Genomic DNA, 13,961 nt, shown 5'->3' with positions numbered 1-13,961 from the left:
AGCACAGTGTGGGGGCAGCGCGCGACACTGTCCTGCTTGCCGACTCATGGCCCGGCACATCTCTACGATTACCGGGGGTGGGCGGACGTACACGTTGAGTTGATCGATAGCTTATTGATCGACTGAAACGATAAAACCCGCGATCCCATGGAGGAGCGCGGGTCTTTCATCAGGAATAAATGCATCGATAAGCAGCGTTTAGAGTGAAGCGAATGTCTGAGCTATGGCAATGCGCAATGGATTGTTCTCTACGCTCAGAAGTTTGATGGCCAAGGCGCAGCAAACCACGATCAACATCGGTTTGACCAACTTCGGCCCGACCCGAACAGCGGCACGAGCGCCCAACTGTGCGCCGATGAAGGCAGCCAGCGCCATCGCTAAAGCTACTGGCCAGATAATCACGCCCTTGGTGATGAAGACAGAAAGCGAGCCGAGATTGCACGAGGCGTTGGCAAGTTTGGTAAAACTCATGGCCCGCATCATGCCCAGGCCGCAGAGCAGTACAAAACCAACGATAAAGAACGATCCCACCCCGGGACCGAATATTCCGTCGTAAAAACCGAGGATCGGCGCGACAGTAAAAGAGAAAAGCAGAATTCCGATTCTCTTGCGCCGATCTTCATTGGCCAGTTTCGGCGATAGCGCAAAATAGATCGCCACCAGAATCAGCATTACAGGCACGCAAGCTTCCAGATATCGTTTATCGATTGAACTGACCAGCAAGGCGCCGCTGGCTCCACCAATAAATCCGCAGACAACCAGGAAGCGTCCTTCACGCCATTCGATCAACCCTTTGCGAGCAAAAGTCACTGTCGCCGAAATGGTTGCTGATGCTGCCTGAAACTTGTTGGTTGCAATCGCGCTGATCGGATCTACACCGGCCAGAAACAATGCAGGCAAGGTGATCAGTCCTCCACCACCGGCAATAGCATCAAAAAAACCGGCACAAAATGCGACGAGCGCCAGCATGCCGATGATGTCCCAAGACATTGCATTACCTCTTTAATGGTTACCAATCAATTTTCTGCTTGCGAGAAGCTCCGTACCCGGAGTGCGGAGATCAGCCCCGCACTAGTAATGGATCTTCTGAAATGACAATCGGGGTGGAGAATTTTGAGAGTCCGAAAATACGCACCAGCACTCTTCTGTTGTCTTTAATCACATCGCGACAGTGCAGTGCCCGGGTGTTATTGATGACCATGGCTGATTCCTGAGTCAGCGCGTACTCCGCCGGAGTCGATTCCTCTACGCTTTGGCAAAGAGCGGAGTAAGCCGTTTTCACAAACTTCGACACATTACTGTTCACCGAGAAGCGATAAGAGTTGAATCGGGCCGAGAACCCGACTTTGTCGTCGAAAGCCAGAATCGACACGTCACGACCGTTTGCACCTTTGCCACTGACAAAGGAGTCGCTGCGAGTGAACTGGAAGTTTTTAGTGGTCAGCGCCAGACAGTTGATGATGCCAATTCTTTCGAGGACAGGTGGGAGCGGGATGACCCGTGTAGGTTCAAGGGTGGGGTTCCACAGCGCAGAAAGTATTAGCGAAGACGGGGAGGGTGAATGCCCGTCCTTTGCATCTACGGCACACCAGTAAGGTGCTTCAGTGTGCGGGCCAAGCGCCAGGCCTGAGTGTGAACTCAATTCTCTGGATTCTGGCTCCGCCTTGATCTTTGTGAGGCCGCCTCCCTTGAAGTTGGCCACCAGCCGTACCAATTTCCCATTGTTGTCTAGGTCGTAAGCGAACGCGTTATTGTCCACCAGCTTCAACAAAATCTGATTGCGTGAAGCCAGACAAAGAACATCTGGACGAGTTTCCAGAGTGGCTAGATCAGGGAGTTCATCTGGAGGGTTGGAAGTGTTGATAGTCTTGAGGCCTTCGAATATCAACACCGAGAACAGGCTGTCGGAATACGCCTCGAGCAATGCACATTGGTGTTGCGAAAAGGAAGGCTTCAATTCATTGGCCGCGGCAGAGGTCAGGAAATTGGCACCAGGAGCCTGCGGTCCACCGATGGCTGCGATTTCCATAGAGAGTTGATGAAGCAATGCCGATTGCCGGCAATTGAAGGTGAAGGTTCTGGATTCTTGCCCAATGCATGAATCAGTGGATTGGGCTCTGATCTTGCTAATCATCTGTTACATCCCTGTTATGCATCTGCTTCGGGATACGCGGCAGCTCTGAGTCCAATTCTGCCCAATCCATGGGCGAGCGTATGTCGTCCATTTCCGCTAGGGCCTACGGAGCGTTCTGGCAGTTTTGAAAGAATTCAGGAAAGGGGAGATTTTTGATATGGAGCGCAGGGACGGTTCGGTGCTTCGCAGAGGCGGGCGGCGTGCTTGATCAAATCGCAGGCATAAAAAAACCCTGAATCTTGCGATTCAGGGTTTTCGGTATTTGGTGCCCAGAGACGGAATCGAACCGCCGACACGGGGATTTTCAATCCCCTGCTCTACCGACTGAGCTATCTGGGCAACGGGGCGCATTAAAAGGGTTTTTCGGATTTACGTCAACGACTTTTTTAAAATTTCTTAAATTAATTCCGTCGCTTACGATCCGACCCCCGATTTTGCGGGTTTACTCTGCAGGCGGAACGTAGCCTTCAGCCTTGGCGTAATCCTCGCCGGAGAAGTACTTGTCCATTTCGCCCTGAAGATATTTGCGGTCTTCGGCGTTCATCATGTTCAGACGCTTTTCGTTGATCAGCAGGGTCTGGTGTTTCTGCCAGTCAGCCCAGGCCTTGGCCGAGACGTGGTCAAAAATATCCTGACCTTTGGCGCCCGGGAAAGGAGCGCGTTCCAGCGCGGGCAGTTCTTCTTTGTACTTGCGGCACATGATGGTGCGGGTCATGACGACTCTCCTGCGTTCAATACGGCGGCCGCGCGTTCGAGCAAGGTTTTGACCGGGGCGGCAAGGCCCAGGCGCGGCGGGGTGGCGAGGTTATACCAGAGCCAGTCGGCCTCGGCCACGTGCTGACCGGCCTCCTGCACCTGAACTAGCCAGGGTTCGATGGACAGCTGGAAATGGCTGAAGGTGTGGACGAGGCTTGGCAGCGCCTGCTGCTCGCCCATGGTCAGCGAGTGCTGGTCGGCCAGATGCTGCAGGTCGTCGAGGTCATCGAGTTCCGGCAGGCTCCATAAACCGCCCCACAGACCTGTCGACGGGCGACGATAAAGCAGAATCGCGCCTTCGCTGTTGGCCAGCAGCGGCATCAGCGTGCGTTTCTGCGGGATGGCCTTGCGCGGTTTGGGAATCGGGTAGCGGGTCTCCAGGCCAAGCATGTGCGCCTCGCAGCCCTTTTCCAGCGGACACAGCAGGCAGCTCGGTTTGCTGCGCGTACACAGCGTGGCGCCAAGATCCATCATCGCCTGGGTGTAGGCGTTGACCCGATCGTGCGGCGTGAAACGCTCTGCGTTGGCCCATAGCTGTTTGGCGACCTTCGGGTCCCCCGGGTAACCCTCTTGCGCGGTAAAACGCGCCAGAACGCGTTTGACGTTGCCATCGAGGATCGGCGCGCGCAGGCCCATGCTGATGCTGGCGATAGCCCCAGCGGTGGACAGGCCGATCCCCGGCAGATCCGTCAGCTTTTCGACGTCACGCGGAAATTCGCCGCCATACTGGCTGACGACGATCTTCGCGGTCTTCTGCAGATTGCGCGCGCGGGTGTAGTAACCCAGCCCGGTCCATAGATGCAGCACTTCGTCCTCCGGCGCTTCGGCCAGCGCTTGTACTGTTGGCAGCGCGGCCATGAAGCGGTCGAAGTAATTGAGCACGGTGCTGACCTGGGTCTGCTGCAACATGATCTCCGAGACCCATACCCGATACGGATTGATGTCTTGCTGCCAAGGCAAATCGTGGCGGCCGTGGCGGTCGAACCATTCCAGCACCGCCGTGGAAAACTGCTCCGCTCTCATCGCTTGAACAGCCCTTTCAATGCGTTTTTCAATTCCGGGCTGACCTTGTCGCCGAGTTTTTCATCGATCTTTTCGCTGAGTTTGTCACCGGCGATTTTGGTCGCGACCTGGCCGAGACGTTCGTTATCCACACGGCAGGCCTTGGCGCCCAGCTCCAGCGGGCCACGGCAGCGCAGCGGCCACTCGATACCGACGAATTTCTCGCCGACCTGACATGCCGGATCCGGCATGGCGCTGGTGTCGCCCTCGACGATGATGCCGACGCGGTAATCCATGCCCAGCACTTTCAGGTCGATGTCGCCGTTGCCGTTGACGGTCATGCCCGGGATGCGCACTTTCAGGTCCGGGTTGCTCGCCACGCCGTTGCGCAAGGTCAGGTTGCCCTTGAGTTCCTGGAACGGTGTGTCCTTGCCTCGTGGCTCGCCGCTGAGGGTTTTGCGATTGAGGGTGGCGATGCCTTTGCACAGTTGCTGTTCAAGATTGGCGTTGAGCAGCACGCCGTTGTTGATCACGAAACTGGCGTTGCCGTTGAGGGTTTCGATCAGCGCCTGCTGACTGTTGCCGCTGCCGGTGAGGTTGCTGGTCAGCGTGACCAGGCCTTTGACCGGCGGATTCTTGCCCTGGCTTTCGAGAATTTTCTCGGCCGGCACGCGGTTGATTTTGGTCTGCAGATTGAGCACGGGGGCGCTCGGGCGTACGTCGAGGGTGCCTTTGGCTTCGAAGTCGCCGCCGTATAGCTCGCCGCGCAGGTTTTGCAGGGTCAGCAGGCCGCTCTGGCCTGTGGCCTTGAGTGCAGCGTTCTGGATCGGCAGTTTGTCGAGGGTCAGTTGGCCGAAGGTCAGGTCGGCATCGACGTCGAGTTTGGCCAGACGCTCGACCGGCAGCAGACGCTCGGTGCTCCAGGCGCTTTTGCTCGGTTTGTCCGGCAGCGGTGTGCTGCCGGCGCCGGCCATGGCATCGGCTTCGGTGCTGGCGACTTCAGCCTGACGCACTTGCGTGGCGTTTTTGGCCTTGTCCGATTTCGGCGGCAGGTAGCGGTCGACATCAAAGGTGTCGGCCTTGAGGATCGCGCGCAGCGACTGCTTGGCGAAGTCTTCCACGGCAATGCGCCCGCTGAAGCTGCTGTCGTCGAGTTTCAGGTTGACGTTGTCGAAAGCCACGCTGGTTGGCGTGGCGGCCACGCGGCTGACCAGTTCAACCTTGCTCAGGCTGCCGGGCGCCATGGCTGGCAACGTCTGACCGATGCTGTCGACGAATTTCGCCAGATCGAACTGGGCGATCGAGATCCCGCCAGTGATCTGCGGGGTCTTGTCGAGGTCGTTGGCCTTCAGCTCGCCGAGGGCACGCAGCTGGTTGGCGGAGATCTTGATCCCGGTCCATTCGGCGACATTCGCTGCCTTGTCCAGGGAGATCTGGCCTTGGGCGGAGAAGGTCATGGCCTTGCCCTGCAGTGGGTCGCCGGTCAGTTCGCCGGACAGTTTCATGTCTTCGAACTTGTAACGTTGCAGTGCGCGTTCGATGCGCAGCTCGCCGTTGAGCTCGGTGCGCACCCGCAGCACAGGCTGATTGGTGCTGAGGAACGCCGTGGCTTTCAGCGGAATGTTGGTCGAGTCGTGTACTGCACCGGTGCTCAACTGAATGCTTTCGGCGCTGTACTGCTTGCCGGTCTGCTCGTCGTTGTATTCAACGCGGGCGTTGTTGACCGTCAGGCTGTCGATGTCGAGGCGGATCGGCTGCGGCGGTTTTTCCGGCTGGGCAGGGGCTTCGGCAGCAGGTGCGCTGCCAGGCGCCGGGCTGCCGGCGGGCGCGGCGGCTGTCGGCAATTTGCCGATATCTTCCCAGTTGCCATGGCCGTTCTTGTCGCGTTTGAGGCGCAGGTTCAGGCCTTCGACACGCACATCGCTCATCTGCACTTCACGGCGCAACAGCGGCAGCACGCGCACGGACAGGCCGAGCATCTGCAAGTCGGCATACGGTTCGGTCGGGTTGATCAGGGTGGCGATGCTGGCTTCATGCAGTTCCAGGCCGAGCCACGGGAACAGGCTCCAGCCGATATCGCCATTGAGCGTCAGCTCGATGTGGGCCTTGTCGCGGGCTATCTGGCGGATCTCGTCTTTGTAGTCGTTGGGATCAAACAGGTGGGTCAGGGCGAAGCCCGCCGCCACAATGATCAGCAACAGCCCGAGAAGTACCAGACCCAGGATTTTGCCGAACGCTTTCATGGGCGAGTCCTTGTAGTTAGTCGAATTCGTAATTTAGCCGGGGAGTATAGCGCTGCATCCGCCCGGTTCGGGGCGCTGTCATGTCGCGATGACTTCCAGCGGCACTTGCAGTTTGGCGGCCAGCGCCTGCGTTTCAAGGTGTCTGGCCGGTGCCAGCAGGCGCAGTTGGGCACCCGCTTGCGACGCCATTTTCTGCGCTTGGTTCACCAATCGCTCAGCCACCCCACGGCGCCGGGTGACTTTTCGTACACACAAATGCGACAAGTACCAAATCCCGTCGTGCCTTGTCAGGCGCGCCGCACCGAGCAGTCGGTCGTTGAAACGTCCTGTAATCAAAGACCCGTCCGCCAGGCTGCTTTCGATCAACTGGGCGTCCCCGGAATACGGCGCGAACAGCCACTGTGGAGCGTCACGATAGATCTTCTGCAAATCCTGTTGATCCTGGTAACTGGCATCGTTCAGCGCTTGGACAACGATCGGCATGGCTTTTTCCTGAGGGGGCGAGATCAGATGACACGAAAAAGGTGATATCAGTTTGGTTTTTCTGTCACGTGCAAATGGTAACCTTCGCCGGTTCGTCCGTCCTTCTGCGACTTAACGTCGCGCCTTCAAGGAGCTTCACCTGAAAAAACGGTCATGCCTGCGTGCATAAAGGCCGAGGGTGAACAGTGGCTGGCGAACCATACTAATAATTGGGGGATACACAATGAGCACGAGTATCACGGCGGACGGCCTTCGCGCCGACCAGCCTGCGTTCCTGTCCAAGGAACGCATCATCGCCAAGCCCGGTTTCAACCGCTGGCTGGTTCCACCGGCCGCGCTGGCCATCCACCTGTGCATCGGCATGGCCTACGGTTTCTCGGTGTTCTGGTTGCCGCTGTCCAAGGCGCTGGGCGTCACCGCGCCAGTGGCTTGCGCGCCGGACATGAGCTTCATCGCTCAGGTCTTCTCTTCGCAATGCGACTGGCCGATCTCCATGCTCGGCTGGATCTACACCCTGTTCTTCATCTTCCTCGGCTGCTCGGCAGCGATCTGGGGTGGCTGGCTGGAACACGCCGGGCCACGCAAGGCTGGTGTGGTTTCGGCACTGTGCTGGTGCGGCGGTCTGCTGATCTCGGCACTGGGGATCTATACCCACCAGATCTGGCTGATGTGGATCGGCTCCGGCGTGATCGGCGGTATCGGTCTGGGCCTGGGCTATATCTCGCCGGTATCGACCCTGATCAAGTGGTTCCCGGACAAGCGCGGCATGGCGACCGGCATGGCGATCATGGGCTTTGGTGGCGGCGCGATGGTCGGTGCACCGTTGGCGACGGCACTGATGAGCCACTTCGCTTCGCCTGCCGGTGTCGGTGTCTGGCAGAGCTTCGTGGCCATGGCGGCGATCTACTTCGTGTTCATGATCGGTGGCGCCCTGGCCTACCGCGTGCCGCCAACCGGCTGGAAGCCTGAAGGCTGGACCGCTCCAGCGAAAAAAGCTTCGAACGCGATGATCACCCACCGTCACGTGCACGTGAATGTGGCGTGGAAAACCCCGCAGTTCCGTCTGGTGTGGCTGGTGCTGTGCCTGAACGTATCGGCCGGTATCGGCATCCTCGGCATGGCTTCGCCACTGCTGCAGGAAGTGTTCGGCGGCAAGTTGCTGGGCGTTGACGTGCCGTTCGGTCAACTGGATGCCGGGCAACTGGCTTCGATTGCCGCGATCGCTGCCGGCTTCACCGGCCTGCTGAGCCTGTTCAACATCGGTGGCCGCTTCTTCTGGGCTTCGTTCTCGGACTACCTGGGTCGCAAAAACACTTACTTCGTGTTCTTCGCCCTCGGTTTTGCCCTGTACGCGCTGATCCCGAACATGGGCCATCTGGGCAACGTTGCGCTGTTCGTCGCGGCGTTCTGCATCATCCTGTCGATGTACGGCGGTGGTTTTGCGACCGTTCCGGCGTATCTGGCCGACCTGTTCGGCACGCAAATGGTTGGCGCGATCCACGGTCGCCTACTGACCGCCTGGGCTGCGGCCGGTGTGCTCGGTCCGGTGCTGGTGAACTACCTGCGCGAGTATCAACTGAGCATCGGCGTTGAACGCGCTGCCGCTTACGACATCACCCTGTACATCCTCGCGGGCCTGCTGGTGCTGGGTTTCCTGTGCAACCTGCTGGTCCGTCCGGTGGCCGACAAGTACTTCATGACCGACGCCGAACTGGCTGCCGAACAGGCGCTGGGCCACGACAAGGGTGCTGATGCGAGCACCGTGCTGGAGTGGAAAGCCGCACCGGGCAGCAAGCCGCTGGCTGTGGCTGCATGGCTGGTGGTGGGTATTCCGTTGGCGTGGGGTGTGTGGGTGACCCTGCAGAAGACGGCGGTACTGTTTCACTAAGTAATGGGTAAAACGCAGTACCCCTGTGGGAGCGGGCTTGCTCGCGAAGGCGGTATGTCATTCAGCATTGATGTTGACTGACACTCCCTCTTCGCGAGCAAGCCCGCTCCCACATTTGTTTTGTGCTGCTTCAAATGGCTTGTATGGACATGTCTATCCCCGACAACACGGGAGTCTGTCCGTCAGCCATATCACGTCTCGTGTTTCTGTTTCGGCCCCGCGTGCCTATAATGGCTGCCTTTTTCGCCCAATGATTTTGCGGAGCTGGTGATGGCCGAACGTAAGGCGTCTGTCGAGCGCGACACTCTGGAAACCCAGATCAAAGCCTCGATCAACCTTGATGGCACCGGAAAGGCCCGATTCGATATCGGTGTTCCTTTTCTTGAGCACATGCTGGATCAGATCGCCCGTCACGGGTTGATCGACCTGGATATTGAATGCAAGGGCGATCTGCATATCGACGACCACCATACCGTGGAAGACGTCGGTATCACCCTCGGCCAGGCCTTCGCCAAAGCCATCGGCGACAAGAAAGGCATCCGTCGCTACGGCCACGCCTACGTGCCGCTCGATGAAGCGCTGTCGCGCGTGGTGATCGACTTCTCCGGCCGTCCAGGCCTGCAGATGCACGTGCCGTACACCCGCGCCACCGTGGGCGGCTTCGACGTCGACCTGTTCCAGGAATTCTTCCAGGGCTTCGTCAACCACGCACTGGTCAGCCTGCACATCGACAACCTGCGTGGCACCAACACCCACCACCAGATCGAAACCGTGTTCAAGGCTTTCGGCCGCGCGCTGCGCATGGCCGTCGAGCTGGACGAGCGCATGGCCGGGCAAATGCCATCGACCAAAGGCGTTCTGTAATGCAGACGGTTGCAGTTATCGACTACGGCATGGGCAACCTGCACTCGGTGGCCAAGGCCCTCGAGCACGTCGGCGCCGGCAAGGTGCTGATCACCAGCGACGCGGACGTGATTCGCGAAGCCGACCGCGTGGTATTCCCTGGCGTTGGCGCGATTCGCGATTGCATGGCGGAGATCCGTCGCCTCGGTTTCGACGCGCTGGTGCGTGAAGTCAGCCAGGATCGTCCGTTCCTCGGCATCTGCGTCGGCATGCAAGCCCTGCTCGACAGCAGCGAAGAGAACGATGGCGTCGACTGCATCGGCCTGTTCCCGGGCGCGGTGAAGTTCTTCGGCAAAGACCTGCATGAAGACGGCGAGCACCTGAAAGTCCCGCACATGGGCTGGAACGAAGTGCAGCAGAAGGTCAGCCACCCGCTGTGGCACGACATTCCGGACAAGGCGCGTTTCTACTTCGTGCACAGCTACTACATCGCTGCCGCCAATGCGCGGCAGGTAGTCGGCAGCGGTCATTACGGGGTCGATTTCGCAGCAGCGCTGGCCGAAGGCTCGCGTTTCGCCGTTCAGTTCCACCCGGAGAAGAGCCATACCCATGGCCTGCAATTGCTGCAGAACTTCGCCGCGTGGGACGGTCGCTGGTAAATGGCCGCCAAGAAGTCCAAACCGCCGATTCTGACCCTCACTCCCGAGCAGGAGAACGAGGCCAGCCGCAAGATCCAGCGGTTCATGGAGGATCGGTTCGAACTCGACCTGGGTTCGTTCGAGGCGGCGGAAATTCTTGAGCTGTTTACCCGCGAAATTGCTCCGCACTATTACAACAGGGCGATTTTCGATGTGCAGACTCACCTCAAAGAGCGGTTTGAAAGCATCGAAAGCGACCTGTGGGCGCTCGAGAAAAACTGATTTCCGAGCCAAGCTGAACATTCAAATTTGAAGGTTTGCCAGATGCTGATTATTCCCGCTATCGATCTTAAAGACGGTGCCTGCGTACGTCTGCGCCAGGGCCGCATGGAAGATTCCACAGTGTTCTCCGATGACCCGGTGAGCATGGCTGCCAAGTGGGTGGAGGGCGGTTGCCGCCGTCTGCATCTGGTCGATCTGAACGGCGCATTTGAAGGCCAGCCGGTCAACGGCGAAGTGGTCACCGCGATCGCCAAGCGCTACCCGACCCTGCCGATCCAGATCGGCGGCGGTATCCGCTCGCTGGAAACCATCGAGCACTACGTCAAGGCGGGCGTGAGCTACGTGATCATCGGTACCAAAGCGGTGAAGGATCCGGCGTTCGTCGCTGAGGCCTGCCGCGCGTTCCCGGGCAAAATCATCGTCGGTCTGGATGCCAAAGACGGGTTCGTCGCCACCGATGGCTGGGCTGAAATCAGCACCGTGCAAGTCATCGATCTGGCCAAGCAGTTTGAAGCCGACGGTGTGTCCTCGATCGTTTATACCGACATCGCCAAAGACGGCATGATGCAGGGCTGCAACGTACCGTTCACCGCTGCGCTGGCGGCAGCGACGAAGATCCCGGTGATTGCTTCCGGCGGTATCCACAATCTGGGTGACATCAAGTCGCTGCTCGACGCCAAGGCGCCGGGCATCATCGGTGCAATCACTGGCCGGGCGATCTACGAAGGCACCCTCGACGTCGCTGAAGCGCAAGCTTTCTGCGATTCGTACCAAGGCTGAGGACTGACCATGGCGCTGGCCAAACGCATCATCCCTTGCCTGGACGTGGACAACGGCCGGGTCGTCAAAGGTGTGAAGTTCGAGAACATCCGCGATGCCGGTGACCCGGTGGAAATCGCCCGTCGTTATGACGAGCAGGGTGCCGACGAGATTACCTTCCTCGACATCACCGCCAGCGTCGATGGTCGCGACACCACACTGCATACCGTCGAGCGCATGGCCAGCCAGGTGTTCATCCCGCTGACCGTCGGCGGCGGCGTGCGCACCGTGCAGGACATTCGCAACCTGCTCAATGCCGGTGCGGACAAGGTTTCGATCAACACCGCAGCGGTGTTCAATCCGGAGTTCGTCGGCGAAGCCGCGCAGCATTTCGGCTCGCAGTGCATCGTCGTCGCCATCGACGCGAAGAAGGTCTCCGGCCCGGGTGAAACCCCGCGCTGGGAAATCTTCACCCACGGCGGGCGCAAGCCGACCGGTCTCGATGCAGTCGAGTGGGCGAAAAAAATGGAAGGCCTCGGTGCCGGCGAGATCCTGTTGACCAGCATGGATCAGGACGGCATGAAAAACGGCTTCGACCTCGGCGTGACTCGGGCGATCAGCGATGCACTGGGCATCCCGGTGATCGCTTCCGGTGGCGTCGGCAACCTGCAGCATCTGGCCGACGGCATCCTCGAAGGCCACGCCAGCGCGGTACTGGCGGCGAGTATTTTTCACTTCGGCGAATACACCGTGCAGGAGGCCAAGGCCTACATGGCGCAACGCGGAATTGTCATGCGCTAAACCGTACAGGCCAGTGGACAGCATGGCGTACCCAAGGCACTCTTGGGCACGCCATGGATTCCGGTAGCCCGACATGATCAAACGCCTGCTTCTTGTTCTCGCCAGTGCCTCTGTGTTGCTGCTCAACACGGCGCGGGCCGAAAACAGTCCCGACACCGATCTGGTGCTCCTCACCGAAAACTTCCCGCCCTACAACATGGCGAAAGACGGCAAGAATTTCGCCAAGGGCGAGAATATCAACGGCATTGCCGCCGACATCGTGCGCGAAATGTTCAAGCGCGCCGGGCTCACCTACAGCCTGACGCTGCGCTTCCCATGGGAGCGGGTCTACAAACTGGCGCTGGAAAACCCCGGTTATGGCGCCTTCGTGATGGCTCGCCTGCCCGATCGCGAGAACCTGTTCAAATGGGTCGGCCCGATCGGTCCGGACGACTGGATCATGTTGGCCAGGGCCGACAGCAAGATCACCCTCGACACCCTCAACGATGCACGCAAATACAAGATCGGCGCCTACAAGGGTGACGCGATTGCCGAGACGCTGGCCAAGCAGGGCCTGAAGCCGATCGTGGTGCTGCGTGATCAGGACAACGCGAAAAAACTGGTCAATGGCCAGATCGACCTGTGGGCCACGGGTGATCCTGCCGGGCGTTATCTGGCGCGGCAGGATGGGGTCACCGGACTCAAGACCGTGCTGCGCTTCAACAGCGCCGAGTTGTACCTGGCGCTGAACAAGGACGTGTCGGATGCAACGGTCGCCAGGTTGCAGGCGGCGCTGGATCAGATGCGCAAGGACGGTGTGGTGGACGAGATCATGGGACGGTATCTGTAGTGGTCGGCAACGCCTTGTCCGCAGTATCGTGGCTGCATTCTTCCAGCGGATATTGCAGCAGATGCAGGTTTTCGCACTCGGTGTAGCCGAGGTTGATCCCTGCCTGTGAACCGTCTCCACGCACCAGCTCGTAGAAACTCTCCAGTTGATACACCGCGACGAACTTGCCTTTGCCGGCCATGGCGAGGACTTGGGTGACAAACGCAGTCTGCCAGCCACTGCTTGAGGTCTCGCTGTGGGTGAACTGGCTGTTCAATCTTGCCGAGAACGGCAGTGATGGTTGAGCGTCTGCCGTCGTTGCCCACGGCCCCACGAAATTGATCGCTGTGAGCTGCGTGAACAGGCGCAGCATCTTGGAGTTCTGCAGTCGCTGCGCCGTCCACTTGAACGAGCAGGCCTGGTCGCTCGTGTTGTGTCCGCTCCCGACCAGATAGTAGTGATCGGTTCTTTCCAGACGATAGAGGGGGCTGGTGCGCAGTTGTTCCAGGGGTGACAGGTCATCCTTGATGACGAACCAGGGAAGTTCGACGACTTGAGCAAGCGTGGCCGCCGCGTGGATTTGCGAAACGTTCGATCCGGAAAGCGTCGGCAGCGAAGGCGCCGACAGGATCTGCGGCGCGATCTGCATCCGCAGTGAGTAAGCGCCGCCATCGCCCTCGGGTTTGCCGAAACCGTTGGCCGCCACAAAAGTGCCTGGCGCGAAGTGAATCTCTCCCGGCGGGGCGCTGCGCGGTGCAACACTCCAGGCACTGAAGCTCTGTCTGGCGCCGCTGCCCTTGTCATTCCAGATCAGCTCGCCGACGTCCGATGCGATCACCAGATCGGCACGCACACAGCGAACCGCATTGACTGAAGGTTTTTCATGATCATTGGAGCAGACCGCTCCCATGGCCACATAACCTTGCGGGGCAAGCGGTCGCCATACGGCCCCGTCTTTCTTCGATTTTGAGCCGGAGTCTTTCCAGATCAATTCGAAGTCGTCCGGGCGACATAGTGCCGGGCCCCGGGTTGGATCCGCGCTGGGGGTATCGGCCTCGCAAACCACGGCGACCACGGTGCTGCCGTTAATGTTGTCGTGTCCGGCAATGAACACATCGCCGAGCGGGAAATAGCCCGGTAATACATCCGGCGCTGGTGTCGGCCGCCAGAAAGCCGCAGGTTTTGCCCGCGAGCCGGCGCTGTCCCAGATTCGGTGGTATTCCGTGGTGAACTGGATCAGCAGGTTGTCGTGTCTGATCGGCTCGATTGGCCTGGATGGCGCTGCGGCCTGTTCATGAATGGTCATAGTCACTCCTGATAGTTG

At 59.3% G+C, this 13,961-nt stretch carries 14 protein-coding genes and 1 tRNA gene; 7 read left to right on the top strand and 8 right to left on the bottom strand.

Going from position 1 to position 13,961, the window contains the following annotated elements; all coding sequences use genetic code 11:
- Positions 1-198: 198 nt before the first annotated feature.
- The 7 genes from AC27VU_RS07845 to AC27VU_RS07815 all read right to left on the bottom strand — a co-directional run bounded on the left by AC27VU_RS07845 (position 199) and on the right by AC27VU_RS07815 (position 6,618).
- Positions 199-990: a TSUP family transporter gene (locus AC27VU_RS07845; RefSeq protein ID WP_139053582.1), complete on the bottom strand. Its 792-nt coding sequence runs from the start codon at positions 988-990 to the stop codon at positions 199-201.
- A gap of 70 nt (positions 991-1,060) precedes the next feature.
- Positions 1,061-2,134, bottom strand: coding sequence for a hypothetical protein (locus tag AC27VU_RS07840; protein WP_488723817.1), 1,074 nt, complete (start codon positions 2,132-2,134; stop codon positions 1,061-1,063).
- Between the two features lie 263 nt (positions 2,135-2,397).
- Positions 2,398-2,473, bottom strand: a tRNA-Phe gene (locus tag AC27VU_RS07835).
- A 103-nt stretch (positions 2,474-2,576) separates the two neighbouring features.
- Positions 2,577-2,849 (bottom strand): oxidative damage protection protein, encoded by a 273-nt coding sequence (locus AC27VU_RS07830; protein WP_003220737.1) that lies wholly within the window; start codon positions 2,847-2,849, stop codon positions 2,577-2,579.
- On the bottom strand, positions 2,846-3,913 hold the full coding sequence (gene mutY / locus AC27VU_RS07825) for an A/G-specific adenine glycosylase (protein ID WP_226499812.1): 1,068 nt from the start codon (positions 3,911-3,913) through the stop codon (positions 2,846-2,848). Before mutY ends, AC27VU_RS07830 begins: the two co-directional genes overlap by 4 nt.
- The gene (locus AC27VU_RS07820) at positions 3,910-6,135 is read right to left on the bottom strand and encodes an AsmA family protein (RefSeq protein WP_488723816.1); all 2,226 of its coding nucleotides are present in this window, start codon (positions 6,133-6,135) and stop codon (positions 3,910-3,912) included. The genes mutY and AC27VU_RS07820 overlap by 4 nt, the downstream gene beginning before the upstream one ends.
- Positions 6,136-6,213: 78 nt before the next feature.
- The gene (locus tag AC27VU_RS07815) at positions 6,214-6,618 is read right to left on the bottom strand and encodes an acetyl-CoA sensor PanZ family protein (RefSeq protein WP_488723815.1); all 405 of its coding nucleotides are present in this window, start codon (positions 6,616-6,618) and stop codon (positions 6,214-6,216) included.
- 223 nt (positions 6,619-6,841) lie between these two features.
- Here AC27VU_RS07815 and AC27VU_RS07810 point away from each other — a divergent pair, with 223 nt between their 5' ends.
- From AC27VU_RS07810 to AC27VU_RS07780, 7 genes are all read left to right on the top strand, one after another.
- The gene (locus tag AC27VU_RS07810) at positions 6,842-8,506 is read left to right on the top strand and encodes an OFA family MFS transporter (protein ID WP_103520112.1); all 1,665 of its coding nucleotides are present in this window, start codon (positions 6,842-6,844) and stop codon (positions 8,504-8,506) included.
- Between the two features lie 270 nt (positions 8,507-8,776).
- On the top strand, positions 8,777-9,370 hold the full coding sequence (gene hisB, locus AC27VU_RS07805; RefSeq protein ID WP_007909204.1) for an imidazoleglycerol-phosphate dehydratase HisB: 594 nt from the start codon (positions 8,777-8,779) through the stop codon (positions 9,368-9,370).
- On the top strand, positions 9,370-10,008 hold the full coding sequence (hisH, locus tag AC27VU_RS07800; RefSeq protein ID WP_103520111.1) for an imidazole glycerol phosphate synthase subunit HisH: 639 nt from the start codon (positions 9,370-9,372) through the stop codon (positions 10,006-10,008). Before hisB ends, hisH begins: the two co-directional genes overlap by 1 nt.
- The gene (locus tag AC27VU_RS07795; RefSeq protein WP_103485273.1) at positions 10,009-10,269 is read left to right on the top strand and encodes a DUF2164 domain-containing protein; all 261 of its coding nucleotides are present in this window, start codon (positions 10,009-10,011) and stop codon (positions 10,267-10,269) included.
- A gap of 42 nt (positions 10,270-10,311) precedes the next feature.
- Entirely contained in the window at positions 10,312-11,049 is a 738-nt protein-coding gene (gene hisA, locus AC27VU_RS07790; protein WP_003220753.1) for a 1-(5-phosphoribosyl)-5-[(5-phosphoribosylamino)methylideneamino]imidazole-4-carboxamide isomerase, read from the top strand.
- A gap of 9 nt (positions 11,050-11,058) precedes the next feature.
- Positions 11,059-11,829: an imidazole glycerol phosphate synthase subunit HisF gene (gene hisF, locus AC27VU_RS07785; RefSeq protein ID WP_003220755.1), complete on the top strand. Its 771-nt coding sequence runs from the start codon at positions 11,059-11,061 to the stop codon at positions 11,827-11,829.
- A gap of 73 nt (positions 11,830-11,902) precedes the next feature.
- A complete protein-coding gene (locus AC27VU_RS07780) occupies positions 11,903-12,658 on the top strand; it encodes a substrate-binding periplasmic protein (RefSeq protein ID WP_003220757.1) in 756 nt (251 codons plus the stop codon).
- Here AC27VU_RS07780 and AC27VU_RS07775 read toward each other — a convergent pair.
- On the bottom strand, positions 12,639-13,943 hold the full coding sequence (locus AC27VU_RS07775) for a Vps62-related protein (protein WP_488723814.1): 1,305 nt from the start codon (positions 13,941-13,943) through the stop codon (positions 12,639-12,641). The genes AC27VU_RS07780 and AC27VU_RS07775 overlap by 20 nt on opposite strands.
- Positions 13,944-13,961: the final 18 nt, after the last annotated feature.

Source organism: Pseudomonas sp. 14P5.3.2 (genome assembly GCF_057799175.1).
The sequence above is the reverse complement of the archived record's forward strand: the minus strand, read 5'-3'. Positions and strand labels throughout refer to the sequence as shown.

What these genes read in the sequence shown, in the direction of transcription:
- AC27VU_RS07845 (WP_139053582.1), bottom strand. Translation starts at nt 990, where the DNA reads ATGTCTTGGGACATCATCGGCATGCTGGCGCTCGTCGCATTTTGTGCC.
- AC27VU_RS07840 (WP_488723817.1), bottom strand. Translation starts at nt 2,134, where the DNA reads ATGATTAGCAAGATCAGAGCCCAATCCACTGATTCATGCATTGGGCAA.
- AC27VU_RS07830 (WP_003220737.1), bottom strand. Translation starts at nt 2,849, where the DNA reads ATGACCCGCACCATCATGTGCCGCAAGTACAAAGAAGAACTGCCCGCG.
- mutY (WP_226499812.1), bottom strand. Translation starts at nt 3,913, where the DNA reads ATGAGAGCGGAGCAGTTTTCCACGGCGGTGCTGGAATGGTTCGACCGC.
- AC27VU_RS07820 (WP_488723816.1), bottom strand. Translation starts at nt 6,135, where the DNA reads ATGAAAGCGTTCGGCAAAATCCTGGGTCTGGTACTTCTCGGGCTGTTG.
- AC27VU_RS07815 (WP_488723815.1), bottom strand. Translation starts at nt 6,618, where the DNA reads ATGCCGATCGTTGTCCAAGCGCTGAACGATGCCAGTTACCAGGATCAA.
- AC27VU_RS07810 (WP_103520112.1), top strand. Translation starts at nt 6,842, where the DNA reads ATGAGCACGAGTATCACGGCGGACGGCCTTCGCGCCGACCAGCCTGCG.
- hisB (WP_007909204.1), top strand. Translation starts at nt 8,777, where the DNA reads ATGGCCGAACGTAAGGCGTCTGTCGAGCGCGACACTCTGGAAACCCAG.
- hisH (WP_103520111.1), top strand. Translation starts at nt 9,370, where the DNA reads ATGCAGACGGTTGCAGTTATCGACTACGGCATGGGCAACCTGCACTCG.
- AC27VU_RS07795 (WP_103485273.1), top strand. Translation starts at nt 10,009, where the DNA reads ATGGCCGCCAAGAAGTCCAAACCGCCGATTCTGACCCTCACTCCCGAG.
- hisA (WP_003220753.1), top strand. Translation starts at nt 10,312, where the DNA reads ATGCTGATTATTCCCGCTATCGATCTTAAAGACGGTGCCTGCGTACGT.
- hisF (WP_003220755.1), top strand. Translation starts at nt 11,059, where the DNA reads ATGGCGCTGGCCAAACGCATCATCCCTTGCCTGGACGTGGACAACGGC.
- AC27VU_RS07780 (WP_003220757.1), top strand. Translation starts at nt 11,903, where the DNA reads ATGATCAAACGCCTGCTTCTTGTTCTCGCCAGTGCCTCTGTGTTGCTG.
- AC27VU_RS07775 (WP_488723814.1), bottom strand. Translation starts at nt 13,943, where the DNA reads ATGACCATTCATGAACAGGCCGCAGCGCCATCCAGGCCAATCGAGCCG.